General features: G+C 67.8%; 19 protein-coding genes and 1 pseudogene. 7 read left to right on the forward strand and 13 right to left on the reverse strand.

Features of this window, described 5'->3' with window-relative positions:
* Nucleotides 1-153: 153 nt before the first annotated feature.
* Nucleotides 154-606 (forward strand): GNAT family N-acetyltransferase, encoded by a 453-nt coding sequence (locus tag H6A23_RS04605; RefSeq protein ID WP_204831024.1) that lies wholly within the window; start codon nt 154-156, stop codon nt 604-606.
* A 41-nt stretch (nt 607-647) separates the two neighbouring features.
* Here the strand turns inward: H6A23_RS04605 and H6A23_RS04610 are convergent, their stop codons facing one another.
* A complete protein-coding gene (locus H6A23_RS04610) occupies nt 648-1568 on the reverse strand; it encodes a carbon-nitrogen hydrolase family protein (protein ID WP_204831025.1) in 921 nt (306 codons plus the stop codon).
* A 246-nt stretch (nt 1569-1814) separates the two neighbouring features.
* On the opposite strand from H6A23_RS04610, the gene H6A23_RS04615 reads away from it, so the two are divergent.
* Nucleotides 1815-2336, forward strand: coding sequence for a nitroreductase (locus H6A23_RS04615; protein ID WP_204831026.1), 522 nt, complete (start codon nt 1815-1817; stop codon nt 2334-2336).
* Between the two features lie 95 nt (nt 2337-2431).
* On the opposite strand, the gene H6A23_RS04620 is transcribed toward H6A23_RS04615, so the two are convergent.
* Nucleotides 2432-2656 (reverse strand): helix-turn-helix domain-containing protein, encoded by a 225-nt coding sequence (locus tag H6A23_RS04620; protein WP_204831027.1) that lies wholly within the window; start codon nt 2654-2656, stop codon nt 2432-2434.
* 15 nt (nt 2657-2671) lie between these two features.
* Here H6A23_RS04620 and H6A23_RS04625 point away from each other — a divergent pair, with 15 nt between their 5' ends.
* Entirely contained in the window at nt 2672-3097 is a 426-nt protein-coding gene (locus tag H6A23_RS04625) for a GNAT family N-acetyltransferase (RefSeq protein WP_204831028.1), read from the forward strand.
* A gap of 9 nt (nt 3098-3106) precedes the next feature.
* Here H6A23_RS04625 and H6A23_RS04630 read toward each other — a convergent pair whose 3' ends face one another.
* From H6A23_RS04630 to H6A23_RS04660, 7 genes and pseudogenes are all read right to left on the reverse strand, one after another.
* Nucleotides 3107-4057, reverse strand: coding sequence for an aldo/keto reductase (locus tag H6A23_RS04630; RefSeq protein ID WP_204831029.1), 951 nt, complete (start codon nt 4055-4057; stop codon nt 3107-3109).
* Nucleotides 4057-4572: a flavodoxin gene (locus H6A23_RS04635; protein ID WP_204831030.1), complete on the reverse strand. Its 516-nt coding sequence runs from the start codon at nt 4570-4572 to the stop codon at nt 4057-4059. Before H6A23_RS04635 ends, H6A23_RS04630 begins: the two co-directional genes overlap by 1 nt.
* A gap of 17 nt (nt 4573-4589) precedes the next feature.
* A complete protein-coding gene (locus tag H6A23_RS04640; RefSeq protein WP_204831031.1) occupies nt 4590-5060 on the reverse strand; it encodes a nuclear transport factor 2 family protein in 471 nt (156 codons plus the stop codon).
* The gene (locus tag H6A23_RS11465; protein ID WP_353653018.1) at nt 5057-5368 is read right to left on the reverse strand and encodes a 4Fe-4S dicluster domain-containing protein; all 312 of its coding nucleotides are present in this window, start codon (nt 5366-5368) and stop codon (nt 5057-5059) included. Before H6A23_RS11465 ends, H6A23_RS04640 begins: the two co-directional genes overlap by 4 nt.
* Nucleotides 5366-6304: pseudogene (locus H6A23_RS11470) on the reverse strand (aldo/keto reductase); the annotation flags it as partial. The gene H6A23_RS11465 and the pseudogene H6A23_RS11470, both read right to left, overlap by 3 nt.
* Before the next feature lie 54 nt (nt 6305-6358).
* Nucleotides 6359-7285, reverse strand: coding sequence for a DUF5131 family protein (locus tag H6A23_RS04655; RefSeq protein WP_204831034.1), 927 nt, complete (start codon nt 7283-7285; stop codon nt 6359-6361).
* A gap of 103 nt (nt 7286-7388) precedes the next feature.
* The gene (locus H6A23_RS04660) at nt 7389-8063 is read right to left on the reverse strand and encodes an aldo/keto reductase (protein ID WP_204831035.1); all 675 of its coding nucleotides are present in this window, start codon (nt 8061-8063) and stop codon (nt 7389-7391) included.
* 285 nt (nt 8064-8348) lie between these two features.
* Here H6A23_RS04660 and H6A23_RS04665 point away from each other — a divergent pair, with 285 nt between their 5' ends.
* Nucleotides 8349-8705, forward strand: a complete 357-nt coding sequence (locus tag H6A23_RS04665) for a winged helix-turn-helix transcriptional regulator (protein ID WP_204831036.1) — start codon at nt 8349-8351, stop codon at nt 8703-8705.
* Nucleotides 8706-8934: 229 nt separating this feature from the next.
* Complete coding sequence (locus H6A23_RS04670; protein ID WP_204831037.1) at nt 8935-9495, forward strand: flavin reductase family protein; 561 nt, start codon at nt 8935-8937, stop codon at nt 9493-9495.
* Between the two features lie 78 nt (nt 9496-9573).
* Here H6A23_RS04670 and H6A23_RS04675 read toward each other — a convergent pair whose 3' ends face one another.
* The 4 genes from H6A23_RS04675 to H6A23_RS04690 form a co-directional block, all read right to left on the reverse strand.
* Nucleotides 9574-9924, reverse strand: coding sequence for a hypothetical protein (locus H6A23_RS04675; RefSeq protein ID WP_204831038.1), 351 nt, complete (start codon nt 9922-9924; stop codon nt 9574-9576).
* Between the two features lie 231 nt (nt 9925-10155).
* Nucleotides 10156-11658 carry a hypothetical protein gene (locus H6A23_RS04680; RefSeq protein WP_204831039.1) on the reverse strand — a complete coding sequence of 501 codons (1503 nt, stop codon included), beginning with the start codon at nt 11656-11658 and terminating at the stop codon, nt 10156-10158.
* A 1-nt stretch (nt 11659) separates the two neighbouring features.
* Nucleotides 11660-12307 carry an ABC transporter ATP-binding protein gene (locus H6A23_RS04685; protein WP_353653013.1) on the reverse strand — a complete coding sequence of 216 codons (648 nt, stop codon included), beginning with the start codon at nt 12305-12307 and terminating at the stop codon, nt 11660-11662.
* A gap of 200 nt (nt 12308-12507) precedes the next feature.
* A complete protein-coding gene (locus H6A23_RS04690) occupies nt 12508-15195 on the reverse strand; it encodes a valine--tRNA ligase (protein WP_204831040.1) in 2688 nt (895 codons plus the stop codon).
* Between the two features lie 165 nt (nt 15196-15360).
* On the opposite strand from H6A23_RS04690, the gene H6A23_RS04695 reads away from it, so the two are divergent.
* Both H6A23_RS04695 and H6A23_RS04700 read left to right on the forward strand, forming a co-directional pair.
* Entirely contained in the window at nt 15361-16122 is a 762-nt protein-coding gene (locus tag H6A23_RS04695) for a TatD family hydrolase (protein ID WP_204831041.1), read from the forward strand.
* A 74-nt stretch (nt 16123-16196) separates the two neighbouring features.
* Nucleotides 16197-17336, forward strand: coding sequence for a glycosyltransferase family 8 protein (locus H6A23_RS04700; RefSeq protein ID WP_286165807.1), 1140 nt, complete (start codon nt 16197-16199; stop codon nt 17334-17336).
* Nucleotides 17337-17447 lie beyond the last annotated feature (111 nt).

The following is a 17447-nucleotide window of genomic DNA, read 5'->3' on the forward strand; positions in this document are numbered from 1 at the left end:
TGCGGGCGGGATGCAGACGCTCTGGCGAGAAGGACCGTCCGCGAGCCGCCCTCGCACCGGATGTGGGCAGCTCGCGGTCGCTTTCCCGCCCGAGTTCATCCGGAACCCGCACCTATGTCAGGATGACGTGACGGCCAGAAGAGAGGAGCCCCCATGTCCGACGCCACAATCCGCCCCGTGACCGACCGTACGCCCGAGCTCGTGTCGCAGCTCGCACGGGTGTGGGAGCGCTCCGTGCGCTCCACGCACGCGTTTCTCACCGAGGAGGGCATCGCAGAGATCAGGCCCTTCGTCCCGCAGGCGATCCAGGGCGTGGGCGCGCTCGCCGTTGCCGAGAGGGACGGCGCTCTCATAGGCTTCATGGGCGTGGAGGACGGGCGCCTGGAAATGCTCTTCCTCGACCCGGACGCGCGCGGGCAGGGGCTCGGCCGCGCGCTTCTCTCCCACGGCATCGAGCGCCTGGGCGTCACCGAGCTCACCGTCAACGAGCAGAACCCCCAGGCCGTGGGCTTCTACGAGCACATGGGCTTCTCGACCTGCCACCGGGCGGAGACCGACGAGGAGGGCTGCCCCTGCCCGCTGCTCTACATGCGACTCGGGAGGTAGGACAGAGGGCGCAAGGCGACGCCGATGGCGGACGGCGAGCGCTACCCCTCCCTGACGACGAGCTCCAGCACGTCCGGCCGGGCGTAGTGCCCCACCGCGTCGTGCTCCATCTTGCACGCGGCCGGCAGGCTCATGTCCAGATCGGCGTAGGCGATCGTCTCCTCGTCCCAGACGGGCTCCGTCACGTAGTGCCCATAGGGGTCGATGACGCAGCTGCCCCCGCGGCACACCGTCTCTGGCAGCCGGGAGATCGCGTCCTCCTCGTGGAGGCCCGAGGGGTAGGAGGAGCGCCGGACGATCATGTCCGCGTTGATCACGTAGCACTTTCCCTCGATCGCGATGTGCTGGACGGTTGCCTGCCACTCGGGGTTGTCGTTGGTGTTGGGCGCCAGATAGATGGTGACGCCTCTCTGATAGAGCGCGACCCGGGCGAGGGGCATGTAGCTCTCCCAGCAGATCAGACCGCCCATGGGGCCCCACGGCGTCTCCGAGATGGGAAAGTAGCCGCGGTTGGCGTCTCCCCAGACGGTCCGCTCGGAGCCGGTGGGCTTCAGCTTGCGGTGGACCTTGTGGGAGCCGTCCGGCTCGAAGACCACGTTGCTGTTGTAGAGCGTCCCGCTGACCGCGTCGCGCTCGGAGAACCCCAGGCTGATGTAGGCACCGGTCCTTCTCGCCCGCTCGGCGAGCGCGTCGAACTCCGGCCCTCCCTCGATGACGGAGGCGTCGTAGTAGCGCTTCCAGTCCCTCCTCCCGTCCTCCGTCCGCTTGCCCATGCTGAAGCCGAAGCTCATCCCAATTGGGTAGCCGGGGATGAAGAGCTCGGGGAAGACGATGAGGTCCGGGCGCCGGGGCGCCGCCTCGTCGATGAGCCGCAGCGCCTTGGCGAGCGAGGCCTTCTTGTCGAACATGACCGGCTCCGCCTGCACCAGGGCGACCTTGCACGCTTCCTTGACGTCCTTCATGGGGATCCCTTCGACGTGGCTTCACCGCATTGTATGCCACCACGTCCTCGGGCGCAGAAGGGCCAGAAATCGGCGAGAAGAACCTCCGCCTGCCCGCTTGACACGACACAAAGAGCGCTCATAATGGGGGCAGAAAATCCAAGCGGATTTTTCCGGATGCCGCCATCATCTTTTCGCCGCTCACCTGCCTCGGGCAGATGGGCGGTTTTTCTATATTGGCGGGTCCGGCGGGAGAAGGGACATGGCATGGCAAGCGACCTCATCGACCTCATCAAGACGCGCAGGAGCGTGCGCAGCTACAAGGCGGACCCCGTCCCCCAGGAGCTGCTCGATACCGTACTTGAGGCGGGCACCTACGCGCCCACGGGCGGCGGGCACCAGTCTCCGGTGATCGTTGCGGTGACGAGCCCCGAGACCCGCGAGCGCCTGCGCGCACTCAACGCCGCCGTCATGGGCAAGGACACCGACCCGTACTACGGCGCGCCGGCCATCGTGGTGGTGCTCGCCGACGGCGAGCGCGGCACCTTCGTGGAGGACGGCTCCTGCGTGCTCGAGAACCTCATGCTCGCGGCGCACGCCGTGGGCCTCTCTAGCTGCTGGATCCACCGCGAGCGCGAGATCTTCGACAGCGAGGAGGGCAAGGAGCTCCTCAAGGAGTGGGGCCTGCCCGAGACGCTGCGCGGCGTAGGCTCCATCGCGCTGGGCTACGCCGACGGCCCCGAGCCCGCCGCCGCCCCGCGCAAGGACGGCTACGTGCTGCTCGTGTAGTACCTGGCCACCTGCACGATGCCGGGCGGCGCGTGAGCGAGGCGATGCGATTCCGCTCACGCGCCGCCCCCAACGGTTCTTCTCGACACCCCAGCTTACGGGTTGTAGAGAATCATGTGCAGGGACACCATCTCGTCGCCAGCGTTCCAGAGCGTTGAGAGCGTCGGGTTGCCCTCCCCGCGCTCGATCTGCGCGAGCATGCTCTTGCTCACGCCGCTCAGCTTGGACAGCCGCTCCAGGCTGAGCCCCTCGCGCTCGCGCAGGGCCCTGACGTTGTGGGCGACGATCTGGCTCATCGGATCCACGTTCTTCTCACCCACCCATTGACCTATATAGTGTACAAGCAGGACTTCGTCTCGCTGAACCTCGCGTGGATCGAGAAGTACTTCAAGGTCGAGCCGCAGGACGTGCACATGCTGGAGGACGTCGAGGACTTCCGGCGCCGCGGCGCCGAGGCGTTCTTTGCTGCGGAGGGAAACAAGGCCATCGCCACGTGCATGGTGACGCCGGTCGGCGATGGCGTGTGGGAGATATGCAAGCTCGCCTGCGACGAGCGCCACCAGGGGAAGGGCGTCGGTAGCGCCGTGCTCGAGGCCTGTCAGGCCTATGTCCGCGAACACGGTGCGCGCCGGCTCATGCTCGTGACGAACACGGTCCTTGCCGCCGCCGTGCATCTGTACCGCAAGCACGGCTTCCGTGAGGTACCCATCACCAACCCCGAGTACGAGCGCGTCAACATCCAGCTGGGGCGGGATGCCTAATGCCTCCTACTATATCGACGCCGCAGCCACATCGAGACGGGCAAGGTCTTCTGCCGTGAGGCCGATGTCGGCCGCACCGGCGTTCTCGCGGATGCGCTCCTCCTTGCGCGAGCCCGGGATGGGCACCACGCGCACGTCCTTGTCCATCATGTAGGCGAGCGAGACCTGCGCCCGCGTAGCGTCGTGCGCCCGCGCCACCTCTTCGACCGCCTGGATGAGCGGGGCGTACGTGCGGAAGCCCTCCTCGGTGAACTGCGGCATGTGGCTACGGAAGTCCTCCGCCTCGAACGTTGACGCCGCGCTGTATGCGCCGCTCAGCAGGCCTTTGGAGAGCGGACAGGCGGAGACGTAGGTGATGCCGAGCTCCTCAACCACGGGGAACAGGGCCTCGTCGTGAGTGTCCGTAAGGTTATAGAGGTTCTGCACCGCCGAGACGGGGCACACGGCGTGCGCGCGGCGCAACGCGTCCTCCCCCACCATGGAGAGGCCCCACGCCCGAACCTTCCCCTCTCGGATGAGGTCGGCGACGGTCTCGGCCACCACCTCCACGGGCACGCGCGGGTCGAGGCGATGCTGATAGTAGAGGTCGATGTGATCGGTGCGCAGGCGACGCAGGCTCGACTCCACCGACTCGCGGATCGTGGAGGGCGCGCTGTCGCAGGCGAGGCCGTCGCAGATGAACTGCACGCCAAACTTGGTGGCGATGACCGCCTGGTCGCGCACGGGCTCGAGGGCCTCGCCCACGACGTCCTCGTTGCAGGCGAGCGCACCGTCCCCGTACACCCCGTTGTAGCACTGCACCGTATCGAAGAAGGTGTACCCGGCGTCTACCGCCGCCCTGATGAGCCGGACGGCCTCGGCGCGCTCGACGGGCCTGCCCGCAGCGTGCGTGAGTCCCATGCAGCCGTACCCGATGGACGAGACGCTGATGCCGGTCTTTCCGAGCTCCTGGTAACGCATCAGTTGCCCTCCTTCGCCCAGCGTTCGATCTTCTCGCGAGACCGCGTCACCTCGCCGCCGATGATCGAGAGGCCCGCGCCGACCTCAGCGCCCGTGCAGAGCCGACGGATGTCCCCCTCGCTTCTGCCCATGCCGCTTCCCTCGTTGGTGCAGAGCGGGCGGATGGTCTTGCCGGTGAAGTCAAAGCGCTCGAGGAAGGTCCACACCGCCATGGGCATGGTGCCCCAGTAGTTGGGGTAGGCGAGATACACGGTGTCGTATGCGTCAAGGCCTTCGGGATAGGTGGCGAGCGCAGGGCGCGCGTCGGTCTCGAGGTTGCGCTTGGCCTCCTCGATACAGACCATGTGGTCGTCGGAATAGGGCTCCGCCTGCTCGATCTCGAAGACGTCCGCGCCGGTGAGCTCTTGGAGCATCTCCGCCGCCACCTTGGTGTTTCCCACCTCGATCCTACGAATCTCGCCACCCACGTAGTTCTCGCCCGCACGCGAGTAGAACGCGATCAGCTCATGTGCCATAGATCTCTTCCTTCCTTTCAGATGCCCGCCGAAACGCTAGCGCGCGGGGCATCGACCAGATACCAGGCCTTCTCGCGGCGTCTGAAGCAGTGGGTGACGCGCATGCGGTACACGCCGCGCGCGCCGTACGCCCGGACGTCGAGAGCCGCCACGTAGGAGACCTTTGCCTCATCGCCCGCAACATCGATTCTCGGGTGCTCCACACGGATGGCGTAGTAGGCGAGCGCGCCGCTCGTCACGTCTGCTATGAACTCATCGCGCGATTGCCTCAGGCCGCTCATGTGGGTGAACGTCGCGCCCGAATCGATGATCCGCTCCAAGGCGCCCCCATCGGCGTCAACCATCGCCTGGCAGTACTCGGCGACACGAGCGAGCAGCGCCCGCCCGTCGGCGTCAAGCTCGTCAAAACCCTCGTCGAGCACCTCGACATCCGGGTATGCCGCGAGATCGGACGGCGCAAGGCCGCCATGGTCGCCTCGCCTCGTCATTGGGCGCCCCCCTCGAAAAACGCGGTGCAGCGGCGCAGGTGGTCGATGACCTCGAGGTGCTGCGGGCAGGCGCGCTCGCACTGGCCGCAGGCCACGCAGTCGGATGCGCGACCGGCGCCCGGAGCGGAGACGGCGCGGTCGTAGGCGGCTCGGGCCTCCTCAGCCTGGCCGTTGCCCAACCGTAGGTTCATCGCCGAGAAGATCTCGGGGATGGGGATGTGGCGCGGGCAGCCCTCCGCGCAGTAGTGACACGCCGTGCACGGGATGGTGGAGGAGTTGCCCAAGATGCGCTGCGCCTGCTGAATCACGCGGCGCTCCTCCTCGTCGAGCGGCTGGAAGTCGCGCATGTAGGAGAGGTTGTCCTTCATCTGCGCCACGTTGGACATGCCGGAGAGCACCGTGAGCACACCCGGCAGCGACGCCACGAAGCGGATGGCCCACGACGCGTACGACATGCGCGGTCTGCAAGCGTCCATGAGACGGCGAACCTCCTCCGGCGGGTTCGCCAGGTTGCCGCCCTTGACGGGCTCCATGACCACGATGGGCTTGCCATGGGCGCGGGCCACCTCGTAGTTGGCGCGGCTCTTGACGCTCGGGTTCTCCCAGTCCGCGTAGTTCAGCTGCAGCTGCACGAAGTCCACGTCAGGGTGCTCGGTGAGCAGCCGCTCAAGCAGGTCGGGTCCGCCGTGGAACGAGAAGCCAAGGCGACGAATCAAGCCCTACCGCTTTTTCTCGGCCACGAAGTCCCAGAGGTGGAAGCGATCATACTTCTGATAGTTGTTGTCCATGAGCGCGTGGAGCAGGTAGTAGTCGAAGTAGCCCGTGCGCTCGAGCGAGGTGTCGAACTGCCGCTTCGCGGCCTTCTCGGTGGGTGCCATGAGAAACGCGTTGAGCTTGGTGGCCAGCGTGTAGGACGCGCGCGGGTAGCGCTCGACGAGCGCCTTGCGGATGGCGGCCTCGCTGCCCGCATACACGAACGCCGTGTCGAAGTAGGTGAAGCCCGCCTCCATGAACAGGTCGACCATCTGCTTGACCTGCTCGACGTCGGTCAGGGGTCCCTTGTGCGGCAGGCGCATGAGGCCAAAGCCCAGCTTGCCGGTCTTTTCCATGGGGGTGTGGCTCGCGTCCATGATCGACCTCCTGTGATTTGCCAACGTGACCGCCGGGACGGACGGCGCTCCCGCCTTCAGCCTCTCATCACAACCGGCATAGTTCAATGGTCGATATTCCCAGTTTGGGCGCATATGCCACGCTTTTCGGGAAACCGTCGCGTTTCATGGGCCAAAAGGTGCCATGGGTCAAAAGGTGCCTGACCCCTTTTGACCCACGCAGCGGCCGCAGTCGGAGCAGCCGTTGCAGATGAGGCGCTGCCCGCACGTCTCGCAGCGCTCGCGGAAGCTTGGCCGGTAGAGCTCCTCCTCCGGAATCGGCAGGCCGAGCGCGTCGTGCAGGCGCCACTCGATCGGACGGCCCGCGAAGCTCATGCCGGACTTGAACGCCTGCTCGGACTGGAGTCGGTGGCTGCGCAGGTGATAGGTCCGCCCGTCCTTCACAAAGACCGTGCCCGTCTCGGTGAACGCGAACGTCACGTCATGAGCGCGACACTGCGCAGCGAGCAGGCGCACCCAGTCGAAGTCGCACGGGCGCGCGCCGTCGTAGTTCTCGCCGCCGCAGATGACCTGCTCGATGCCGCAGCCGCGCACGTCGTCCCCGCCGTGCTCGCCAAGCCTCAGGTACTTCTCGATGTCCACCCGCCCGATGAGCGGCGCGCACATGATGCCCTTGTGCCTGGCCGGCGTGGCAAGCAGCAGCGCAGTCCGCTCGTCGGCGCGCCGCTGGTTCTCGCAGGTGACGTTGAGCATGACGTTGTCCCAACCCTCGCCCCAGTCGTCCGGCAGGCACGCGGCAAAGCGCTCCGGCCGCTTGGTGAGCAGCCAGAACCGCACGTCAGGACGCTGGCGCATGACGTCCCAGGCCTCGTCGCGCCAGGGGTCCGCCTCCTCCACGAAGAAGTCCGAGGTCATGCACACGCGAATGAGCTCGCCGGGGCGCACCTTGAGCGAACCGTTGCGCGAACGGGACAGCGGGTAGCGAAACCCCGCCTTGTTGCGCCGCACGACGGAGCCGTCGAGCCCGCGCCAGCGGTCCATCGTGAACATGTAGCAGTTGGCGCAGCCCTCGCTCGCCTTGCGGCACCCGTGCCACGGGTTCCAGATGTCGCGCACGCGCGCGGCCCCCTCTCGACGTTGCGTCCGCCGCAGCGAGGGTAGCATACACCCCTCGCGCGACAGAACAGGGCGGTACGGAGGCCGCGAGGCGCGTCCGAGCCTAGTAGAGTGCGGCGTCGCCGAGCTGCATCAGGTAGCGCAAAACGACCTGAGCTGCGGTCCTGCCGGGCGCCCGCGCCACCTCAACGAGCACCGGCTCCCTCATGATCTCGGCGTCACCGTGCCCAAAGGGATACCAGCCCTCCAGCGTCACGTCGCCCAGGCCGATGCGCCCGAGCTCCTGCCGCAGCTCGTGCTGGTTCCAATACGGGTTGAGCTCCACCTGCAGCACCGCGAGCCTGATGGTGGCCACGGCCATGATCTCCTCGATCTTGCGCACCGGGAAGTTGGAGAGGCCGATCGAGCGCACCTTGCCCGCACGCACGGCGCCCTCGAGCACGGGCCACGCCTCGACGTAGGCGCCATAGGGCTGGTGAAGCAGCAGCAGGTCAAGATAGTCGGTACCCAGGCGCTCAAGGGTCGCGTCGATGTCCGGACCGGTCTGCCCGGCGGGATAGCTCTGCGGAAAGAGCTTGGAGGTGATGAACAGGTCTGCGCGCGGAACGCCCGACGCGGCGAGCGCCCTGCCAAGCGTCACCTCGTTGAAGTAGGCGTTCGCCGTGTCGAAGTGGCGATACCCCGTCTCGATCGCCACGGGGACGAGGCGGCTCATCTCGTCCTCGTTCATCATGTACATGCCGCATCCGAGCTGCGGGATGACATGACCGTCGTTCATGGTAATCGTTGCCGAGAGGCCCGCAGAGCCCGATCTTCACGACCGACGCGCCCTACCTGGAGGCACGGGCGCCCGGCCGCGCCATCATTGGGCGCACTTCACGTTCTGGCTCGCCGCACGGGCCGATTCCTGCGGCGAGGCGCGCCAGCTCTTTTCGACTGGGCCCAGTCGCGGTAAGCCCGCGCGATGGGGCGTCAGGCCGTGTGCCCGCAAAGGACGGCGAGGTCCATGCGGTCGAAGGCAAGGGTATGATACTTACATTTTGGAAGGCGCTAAGGAGCCATCATGACCGACCGCTGCATATCCGACGAGTGCCTGGGCGAGACGGGCTTCTCGTACACCCTCTCGCTCATCAACGGCAAGTACAAGATGACCGTGCTCTACGCCCTCATGGAGTTTGGCGTGGTGCGCTTCAACGAGCTGCAGCGCTACATCGGCACCGTCTCGTACAAGACGCTTTCCTCCACACTCAAGCAGCTGGAGGCCGACGGGCTCATCCACCGCGAGGAGTACCCGCAGATCCCGCCAAAGGTGGAGTACAGTCTCACCGAGCGCGGCCGCTCGCTCGTACCGGTGCTCGACCTCATGTGCGAGTGGGGCGACGAGCATCGCGCGGGCGCGCCAGAGAGGGGCGTGGGGTGAGCCAGAGGTCGCCTCTATAACGAGGCCGCCCCGAAGTGACAGCGCCTGAGAGGAGGCATCGTGGGCTGTGGTTCCGTCGTTCGTCGCACGCTCATGTGCCGCGACCACGAGGACGTCGCGCTTCTCTCGCTTTCCACAGGGTAAGCACCTTACCTTACGGCCAGTACTAGCCATGGGCGAGCCGAAGTCGGATACTGCGCATAACGGCCCTACGACGAGAGGAGAGCACATGAAGAGGAGCCTGGGCGACGCGGGCGAGCTGTTCCCGCAGTCGGTGTTCATCATCGCTAGCTACGACGAGAGCGGCGTGCCCAACGCCATGAACGCGGCGTGGGCCGGCGAGTGCACCCGCCACGAGATCTGCTTCAACATCGGCGACCACAAGACCACGGAGAACATCGTCAGGAAGGGCGCCTTCACCGTAGCGCCGGCCGACGCCGACAACGTGGTGACGGCGGACTACTTCGGCATCGCCACCGGCAACGAGGTCAACAAGGCCGAGAAGAGCGGGCTCACCTTCACCCGCTCCGAGCACGTGGACGCGCCCGTGATCGAGGAGTACCCGCTCACGATGGAGTGCGAGGTCACCGCCATCGACGGCGACGAGCACGGCGCGCGCATCGTGGGTCGCGTGGTAAACGTGCTCGTGGACGAGGAAATCCTCGGCGTGGACGGCAAGGTCGACTTTGGGAAGTGGCGGCCACTCGTCTACGACGCCGCGCACATGACCTACCGCGTGGTGGGCGAGGAGGTCGGCCGCGCCTGGAACGTGGGCAAGCCGCTCGTGTAGGCAGTGAGACAGACGGTTCGCGCGGTAAGATGGAACAAGAGTACCCACCCTCTCGTCCCGCATTGTTTCGCGTCGTCTTCACGAACATGGACCTGGTTTTGTACCAGTGGGCCGCTCTCGACTGCCAGCAGCCCGACGCGCGAGGAGGAGCTCCCAGGCACCCGCCACGTCAACGCAGGGCACCGGGGAGCGGCGCGCAAGCTGTGCGTCATAGGTGACCACGTAATCCACGTCCGCGCGATAGGCCGACCCAAGCAGCAGGTCGTCCTCAAGGTTGTCGTGGACGGGCTTAAGCGTGAACGCCTGCAGAACCTCGGGGTGTTCCGTCGGAACGATGAACGAGCTCTCGAGCACCATCCTCACGCAGTCCCAGGCGGTCTCGCGCGCCGGCATCATGCTCGTCATCCGCAGCCAACCTGTCACCCGCATCAAGCTCCTCCTGCCCGTGCATACGCTCAAGAACATCGGGAACCCGCCCCTGAACGCTCAGGCACTCCCAAAGCGCGCGAACTATTCGCGAGGGCGTGCAGCCGCACGCCTCCAGCACGGCGTCACCGGCGCGCTTGACCGAACGGTCGAGGCGCACGTTCATCTGCGTCGCTTCCGTGGCACCCCCTCGCTATACGGTTTAAAATCGTATACAGCGTAATGCGAGAGCCATCATCGCAGCGTACGGGCGAGAAGGACCACGAGCAGCGCGGCGCACGCGAGCGCGGGAGCCGTGCCCAGAAGCGACGCCAGCCCCACGACAACGAGCGCGAGCACGGAGAACGCAAAGCCGGTCACGAGCACCGATCCCAGCCGCACGGGCGCCGCAGGATCGTCGAGCCCACACGACAGGGCAAGAAGGACGTCGAGCGCGCAGCAAAGAAGGACCACGGTCACCGGGTCAGCCCCCACCGCGGCCGCCGTGACCCCGCCAACAGCCCCGCTCGCCGCGAGCGTCACCACGAGCGCGGGCAGCGCATCGAGCACCAGCAGCTCAAGACGGCCGAACGGCAGCAGGGAGCGCACGAGGCGATTGCGACAGTCCTCCCGGAAGACATGCCCAAGCTCGAGCGGCTCGCACAGGGAGAGGCACGCGCAGACGAGCCAGCAGAGCGTCACGCCCGCGCCAGGTCGCAGCGTCATGACGAGCGCACCCATGGGCACCAGGAAACCGCCCACCGAGAACAGCCCCAGGAGCGCCGAGGGGCGCCGCGCGAGCGACGCGAGCGCGTGGGAGACGGGCGCCAGGCGTCCGGGCCGGAAGCGCCAGGTCCTTCTCGGCCGGCGGTGCCTCTGCGCGCGGCGACGGCGGCACGCCTCCTTGTAGGCGCCGGCGTCCGCGAGGGCGAGGAAGCGCATCGACCGACGCGCGGCGTAGAGCTCGTTGTCATCGATGACGAAGGCCATGTCGGCGTAGCAGGACTTGTTGCCGGCCATGCCCAGAAGCAGCAGGTCGGCGAGAAGGACGACGACCACGGAATAGACGCCAAGGGACAGTGCCCGGGGCAGCAGCGCGGCGAGCGGCGCGGCTGCGAGCAGAAGCGCCAGGCCCGAGGCCGCCACGATCACGTAAGCCACGACGGTGGCCGCACGGCGACGGTGCGGCTCGGCAACCGAGCGGGACAGCGCGGTGTCGAGCGCAAAGAGCCGCGCGGCCAGCATGAGGGCGGCACACATGGCGGCCCAGAGACCCAGGTGGGCGGAGGCAATCTCGCCGAGCAGGGCCCCACCGAGCGCGGAGACCAGCGCGATGACCGGCAGGTCGCGCAGGAGCCGCACGACGAAGAGCTCCTCGGGGCGCACGACGCGCGCGAGCCAGGTGATGTCCGGAGCGGTCAGGCGCAGCGGGGTCTCGCGCAGGTCGGAGACGCCCCACGCCACGAGGCCCGCCGCGGGCGCGAGCACGAGCAGGAGGTGCGCCAGCCGCGCGGAGACCGCGACGCCCAGGCCCTCGCGCAGCTGCCCTGCCAGGTCAAGGATCTGCGCGAACGAGAGCACGAGCGACACGGCAACGAAAATGAGCAGGTAGAGCTGGTAGGCGCGGTCGAGAAGGTCGCGCTCCTCGTCTATGTCCGCCCCGGCGGCAAAGAGCAGAAAGCGAGCGCTCGCACGCACGTGGCGCCGCTCCAGGCGGACGAGCGCGCGCAGGCCGCCGCTGCGGGCACCGCCGCCCACCTCAGGACTCCCTCGTGAGCGCACCGTCACGCAGCGCGAACGAGACGTCCGGCGCGAGCCCCGGCACGTCGTGATGGCAGCTCAGGAGCACCGCCGTGCCCATGTGCGCCGCGGCGGCAAGCTCCTGGGAGAGCGTGAGCGAGGCCTCGTGATCGAGCGGGCCGTGCGGCTCGTCGAGCAGCAGCACGCGCGGGCGCAGCGTGAGGGCGAGCACCAGGGCAAGCTTCTCGCGCATGCCGCGGGAGTATGCCGAGGGCGGCAGGCGCTCCTGACCAGCAAGCCCAAAGCGCTCGAGCAGACGCTCGGCGCGCGGCTGGGCGTCCTCAGCGTGGTTGGCCGCGAAAACGAGCTCCAGGTGCTCGATGGCAGTAAGGTCGTCGTAGAAGGCGGGGACGTCGGGCACGAAGGAGAGCGTCCCGGGTACCAGGCGCGTGCGCCCCGTGAAGGGCTCGCCGGCCACCAGAATCTCCCCCGCGTCCGGCTCGAGCCAGCCCGCAAGACAGCGGAAGAGCGTGGACTTGCCCGCGCCATTGGGGCCGGTCAGAAAGGCCACCTGCCCCGCCGCGAGGGAGAAGGACACGCCCTCCCACACCGGCACGTCACCGTACCCAAAGCAGAGGTCCCGCACCTCGAGCGCCGCGTCCTCCACGTGAGCCCCCCTCTCGTCAGATGCGGAGATGATACTCCCTCGCCACCCGACGTCAAGCCGACATGCCTCCAGCGTCATCCCCTCGGTCCGAGCGAGAGCCGACATGCGGCGACCCCCAGGCTCTTCTCGCCCAGCGACTTCTGCGCGCAGCGCAGTGAGCTGGGGAGAAGCGCCTGGGGGTCGCCCCGGCGCAGGAGGGCCTACGCGAAGTCCGCGATCTGCGCCTTCAGCTGCTCGATCGTGGCCGTGAGCTCGGCGGCCTGCGCGCGCTTCTTCTCGATGACCGCGGGCGCCGCCTTGGCGACGAAGCCCTCGTTGGCGAGGGTCCGCTCCACGCCCGCGAGGTCCTTCTCGGCCTTGGCGAGCTCCTTGGCGAGGCGCGCGGACTCGGCGGCCAGGTCAACGAGGTCGCCCACGTGGACGAAGATCTCCAGCCCGCCGTCGGCCACGGAGACGCAGCCCGCGGGCTTCTCGGCGCCGTCCCCGGCCGCGAAGGCGCCCACGTGGCCCACGGAGCGCACGAAGCCCTCCTGGCCGGCGAGCACCGCGGCCTCGTCGGCGCCGCAGCGCACGGTGACGTCGAGCTCGGCGCGGGGCGACAGGCGGTAGCGGGCGCGCGTGGAGCGCACGCAGGAGATGACGCGCTTGGCAAGCTCGAAGTCCTTCTCGGCGCGCTCGTTCACGAACTCGGCGAAGCGCTCGGGCTCCGGCCAGGCGGCCACCATGAGGAACTCGGCGGAGTGGTCGTCCAGGCCGGACGCGGGCAGGGCGTCCCACACGCTCTCGGTCACGAACGGCATCACGGGGTGGAGCAGCCTCATGCAGGTGTCGAGCACAAAGACGAGGTTGCGCTGGACCTGCAGGCGCTCCTCAGGCGCGCCGTCAAGCAGGCGGCTCTTGCAGAGCTCGATGTACCAGTCGCAGACGTCGCCCCAGAAGAAGCTCTGGATCTCGCGCGCGTAGTCGCCGAAGGCGTAGGTCTCCAGCTGCTCGGTCGCGTGCGCGACGGCGCGCGCCAGACGGCTGAGCATCCACGCGTCCTCGGGCGTCACGGCGGCCGGGGCGCCCGGCTCATAGCCCTCGAGGTTCATCTGCACGAAGCGGCTCGCGTTCCAGATCTTGGTCACGAAGCCGCGGGCCTGCTCGGTGCGCGGGCTGTCGATCAGCTTGTGGGTCTTCTTGTCGATGTTGGCGTCGAACTTGACGTCCTGGTTGTTGGTGATGAGCGTGAGGAGGTTGTAGCGCATGGCGTCCGCGCCGTACTTCTCCATGAGCTCCATCGGGTCCACGCCGTTGCCCTTGGACTTGGACATGCGGCTGCCGTCCTTGGCAAGGATCGTGGCGTAGATGTAGACGTCGTGGAAGGGCACCTCGTCGGTGAAGTAGAGCGAGCTCATGATCATGCGCGCCACCCAGAGGGCGATGATGTCGCGCGCGGTCACGAGGACCTTGGTGGGGTGGTGGCCCTCCATCTGATCGGGGTGGTCCGGCCAGCCCTGCGTGGCGAAGGTCCACAGCTGGCTCGAGAACCAGGTGTCCAGCACGTCCTCGTCCTGGCGCACGTGGTGCCCGCCGCACGTGGGGCACACGTCGGTGTCCTCCATGAGGGCGTCCTCCCAGCCGCAGTCCTCGCAGTAGAAGACCGGGATGCGGTGGCCCCACCAGAGCTGGCGGGAGATGCACCAGTCCTTGAGGTTGTCCATCCAGGTGAGGTAGGTCTGGGTCCAGCGCTCGGGGTGGAACGTGACCTCGCCCGACTTCACGACTTCGGTCGCGCGGTCCTTGAGCTTGTCCACGGCCACGAACCACTGCTCGGAGAGCCAGGGCTCGAGCGCGGTGTTGCAGCGGTAGCAGTGCATGACGGAGTGGTCGAGCTCCTCGACCTTCTCGAGCAGGCCGTGCTCCTCGAACCACGCCACCACGGCCTCGCGGCACTGGTCGCGGCTCATGCCGGAGAACTCGCCGTAGCCCTCGACCACGACCGCGTGCTCGTCGAAGATGTTGATCTGCTCGAGGTCGTGGGCCTGGCCCATCGCGTAGTCGTTGGGGTCGTGCGCGGGCGTGACCTTGACGAAGCCCGTGCCAAAGCCGGCGTCCACGTGCCAGTCGGAGAAAATCGGGATCTCGCGGTCCACGATGGGCAGGCGCACCATCTTGCCCACGAGCCGGGCCTTCTCGGGGTCCTGCGGGGAGACGGCCACGCCCGTGTCGCCGAGCATGGTCTCGGGGCGCGTGGTGGCCACCGTGATGTGGTCGATGCCGTCCACGGGCTCCACGAGCGGGTACTGGAGGTACCAGAGGTGGCCCTTCTCGTCCTGGTACTCGGCCTCGTCGTCCGAGATGGCGGTGCAGCAGGAGGGGCACCAGTTGACGATGCGCTTGCCGCGATAGATGAGGCCGTCGTGGTACCAGTCGCAGAAGACCTTGCGCACGGCGCGGCTGAACTCGGGGCTCATGGTGAACTTCTCGTCGGAGAAGTCGATCGAGCAGCCCATGCGCTTGATCTGGCTGACGATGGTTCCGCCGTACTCACGCGTCCAGTCCCAGCAGGCGTCGAGGAACTTCTCGCGCCCGATCTCCAGGCGGGAGACGCCCTCGCTCTTGAGCTTCTTGTCCACCTTGGTCTGCGTGGCGATGCCCGCGTGGTCGGTGCCCAGAATCCAGCGCGTGGAGCGGCCGCGCATGCGGCTGTAGCGCACGTAGGTGTCCTGGATGGAGTCGTCCATTGCATGGCCCATGTGCAGGATGCCCGTCACGTTGGGCGGCGGGATGACGACGGTGCAGTCCCCCACCCCCTTGGAGCGCTGGTAGCAGCCGGCGCTCATCCAGCGCTCGATGAGCTCGGGCTCGGCGGTTGCGGGGTCGTAGTTCTTGGGCATCTCTTCCACGGGGCGTCCTCTCCCGGTCGCGTGCATATCAGCCTTACAGGATAGCACGCGGGGGTGCGCCCGGGCGACGGCGGGCGCGCGGCGGGTGCCCTGCGCTGCGGGGACGCCCGCCCGACGCTTGCGCGGTCGGGCGCGGGAGGTATCATCGCGAGGAGGAGGGCGCGCATGTGGACTGACGCACACTGCCATCTGGGATGGTTTTCCGACCCCGCCGCCGTGGCGCGCGAGGCGGCCGAGAAGGACCTCACGCTTCTCGCCGTCACGGTGACGCCGGCGGAGTACCTCGCGCGCCGGGGCGCGCTCGCGGGCGAGAAGAACGTGGCGCTCGCGGCGGGCCTCCACCCGTGGTGGGTGCGCGCCGCCTCCGACGCCGACGCGCTCTGCGAGCTGCTGCCGGAAACGCGCTGGGTCGGCGAGGTGGGGCTCGACCGCACGCCGCGCCATGCGGCGACGTGGGAGGCGCAGCTCGCGGCCTTCGAGCGCGTCTGCCGGGCCTGCGCCGAGACGAGCGCTCCCGATGCCCCCAAGGTCCTCTCGGTGCACGCGGTCCGCTCGGCCGGGGAGGTGCTGGACGCGCTCGAGCGGACGGGCGCGGCCGAGGGCTGCCGCTGCGTGCTGCACTGGTTCTCCGGCTCGTCGGACGAGCTCTGGCGCGCGGTGCGCCTGGGCTGCCTCTTCTCGCTCGGCGAGCGGGCGCTCGCGACGCGCCGCGGGCGCGAGTACGCCCGGGTCCTGCCCGCGGAGCGCCTGCTCGTGGAGACGGACCTCCCCGAGGCCGCCGGATCTTTCGCGGGCGCCCCCGACATCGTGGCCTCGCTCGGGCGCACCGTCGCCGCCATGGCCGCGGTACGCGGCATGGACCCCTGCGACCTGCGCGTTCTTCTCGCCTCGAACGCCGCCGCCCTGGGCGTGCCGCCCGAGCCCTGACAAACGACCCGGACACCTTTGTCAGGTCATGGTAGAGTTGACGGAGCGAACCAGCCGACCTGACGGGAAGGCCCATGAGACCACTCCGCAAGACGACGCGCGTGAGGAACCCGCACGTCAAGAACCCCATTTCCTCGACCATGCTTGCGAGCACGTCGGGGGAGCTCGACCTGCCGCTGACCGACGTCGTCATCGTCTTCGCGTGCAGCGAGAACTTCGTCCCCTACCTCTCCGTCGCGACGCAGTCGATCATCGAGAACGCGAGCCCGGAGCGCCGCTATGACATCGTGGTGCTCACGAGAAACATCTCCCCGGCGAGCATGATCACGCTCACGCGCCAGGCGACCTCGGAGAACGTGGGCATCGGCTTTCTTGACGTCGACGCCGCGCTCGGCGACATCAAGCTCCCCCATCACGGCCACTTCAGGCCCGAGACCTACTTCCGCCTGCTCGCCCCGCAGCTCCTTCCCAATGTGGACAAGGCCATCTACCTGGACTCCGACCTCATCGTCGACGACGACGTCGCCAAGCTCTTCGACACTGACGTCACCGGCTACCCGCTCGCCGCCACGCGCGACGCGGACACGATCGGCCAGATCGAGGGCTACGACGCATCCGTGGGGCCCTACCTGAGAGACGAGCTCGGCATGGACGACCCGCACGACTACTTCCAGGCGGGCGTCATCCTGATGAACCTCGCGGAGCTGCGCCGCACCGTCCCGCCCGAGCGCTTCCTCGCGCTCTCGACCGATCGCATGTGGCGCTGGCTCGACCAGGACGTGCTCAACAAGGTGGTGAACGGCCACTACGTGCGCGTGCACATGCGCTGGAACTACCTCATGGACTGGCAGCACCTGCGCCGCACCCACATCGTGGCCAACGCGCCTGCCGACGTGCGCGCGGAGTATGCCGAGGCGGCCGCGGACCCCGCGATCGTCCACTTTGCCGGGCCGGACAACCGCCCCTGGCTCTACCCCGACGCGGACGGCGCCGACCTCTTCTGGCGCTACGCGATGCACTCCCCCTACCTCGACGAGATACGCGGGCAGCTCGAGGAGTCGCGCGCCTCGGCGGCGGGCCTCGCCAAGCGGCTGCAGGTCATCCTGCTCTACAAGGGCATCATGCCGGCCTTTGACAAGACGTGCCCCGCCGGGTCCAAGCGTCGCAGCGCCATCATCAAGACCTACATGCGCCTCGGCGGCGCCAATCTGTAAGTTGGGGACAGTCCCCAACTTACAGAAACTATTTATGTGAATTGGGGACTGTTCCCAACTTACAGGCGGGCCCGGAGGTTGCTCCGGGCCCGCCTTGTTTGAGTCTGTGGG

The sequence above is a fragment of the Olsenella uli genome (assembly GCF_016900775.1).
GTDB lineage: Bacteria > Actinomycetota > Coriobacteriia > Coriobacteriales > Atopobiaceae > Thermophilibacter > Thermophilibacter uli_A.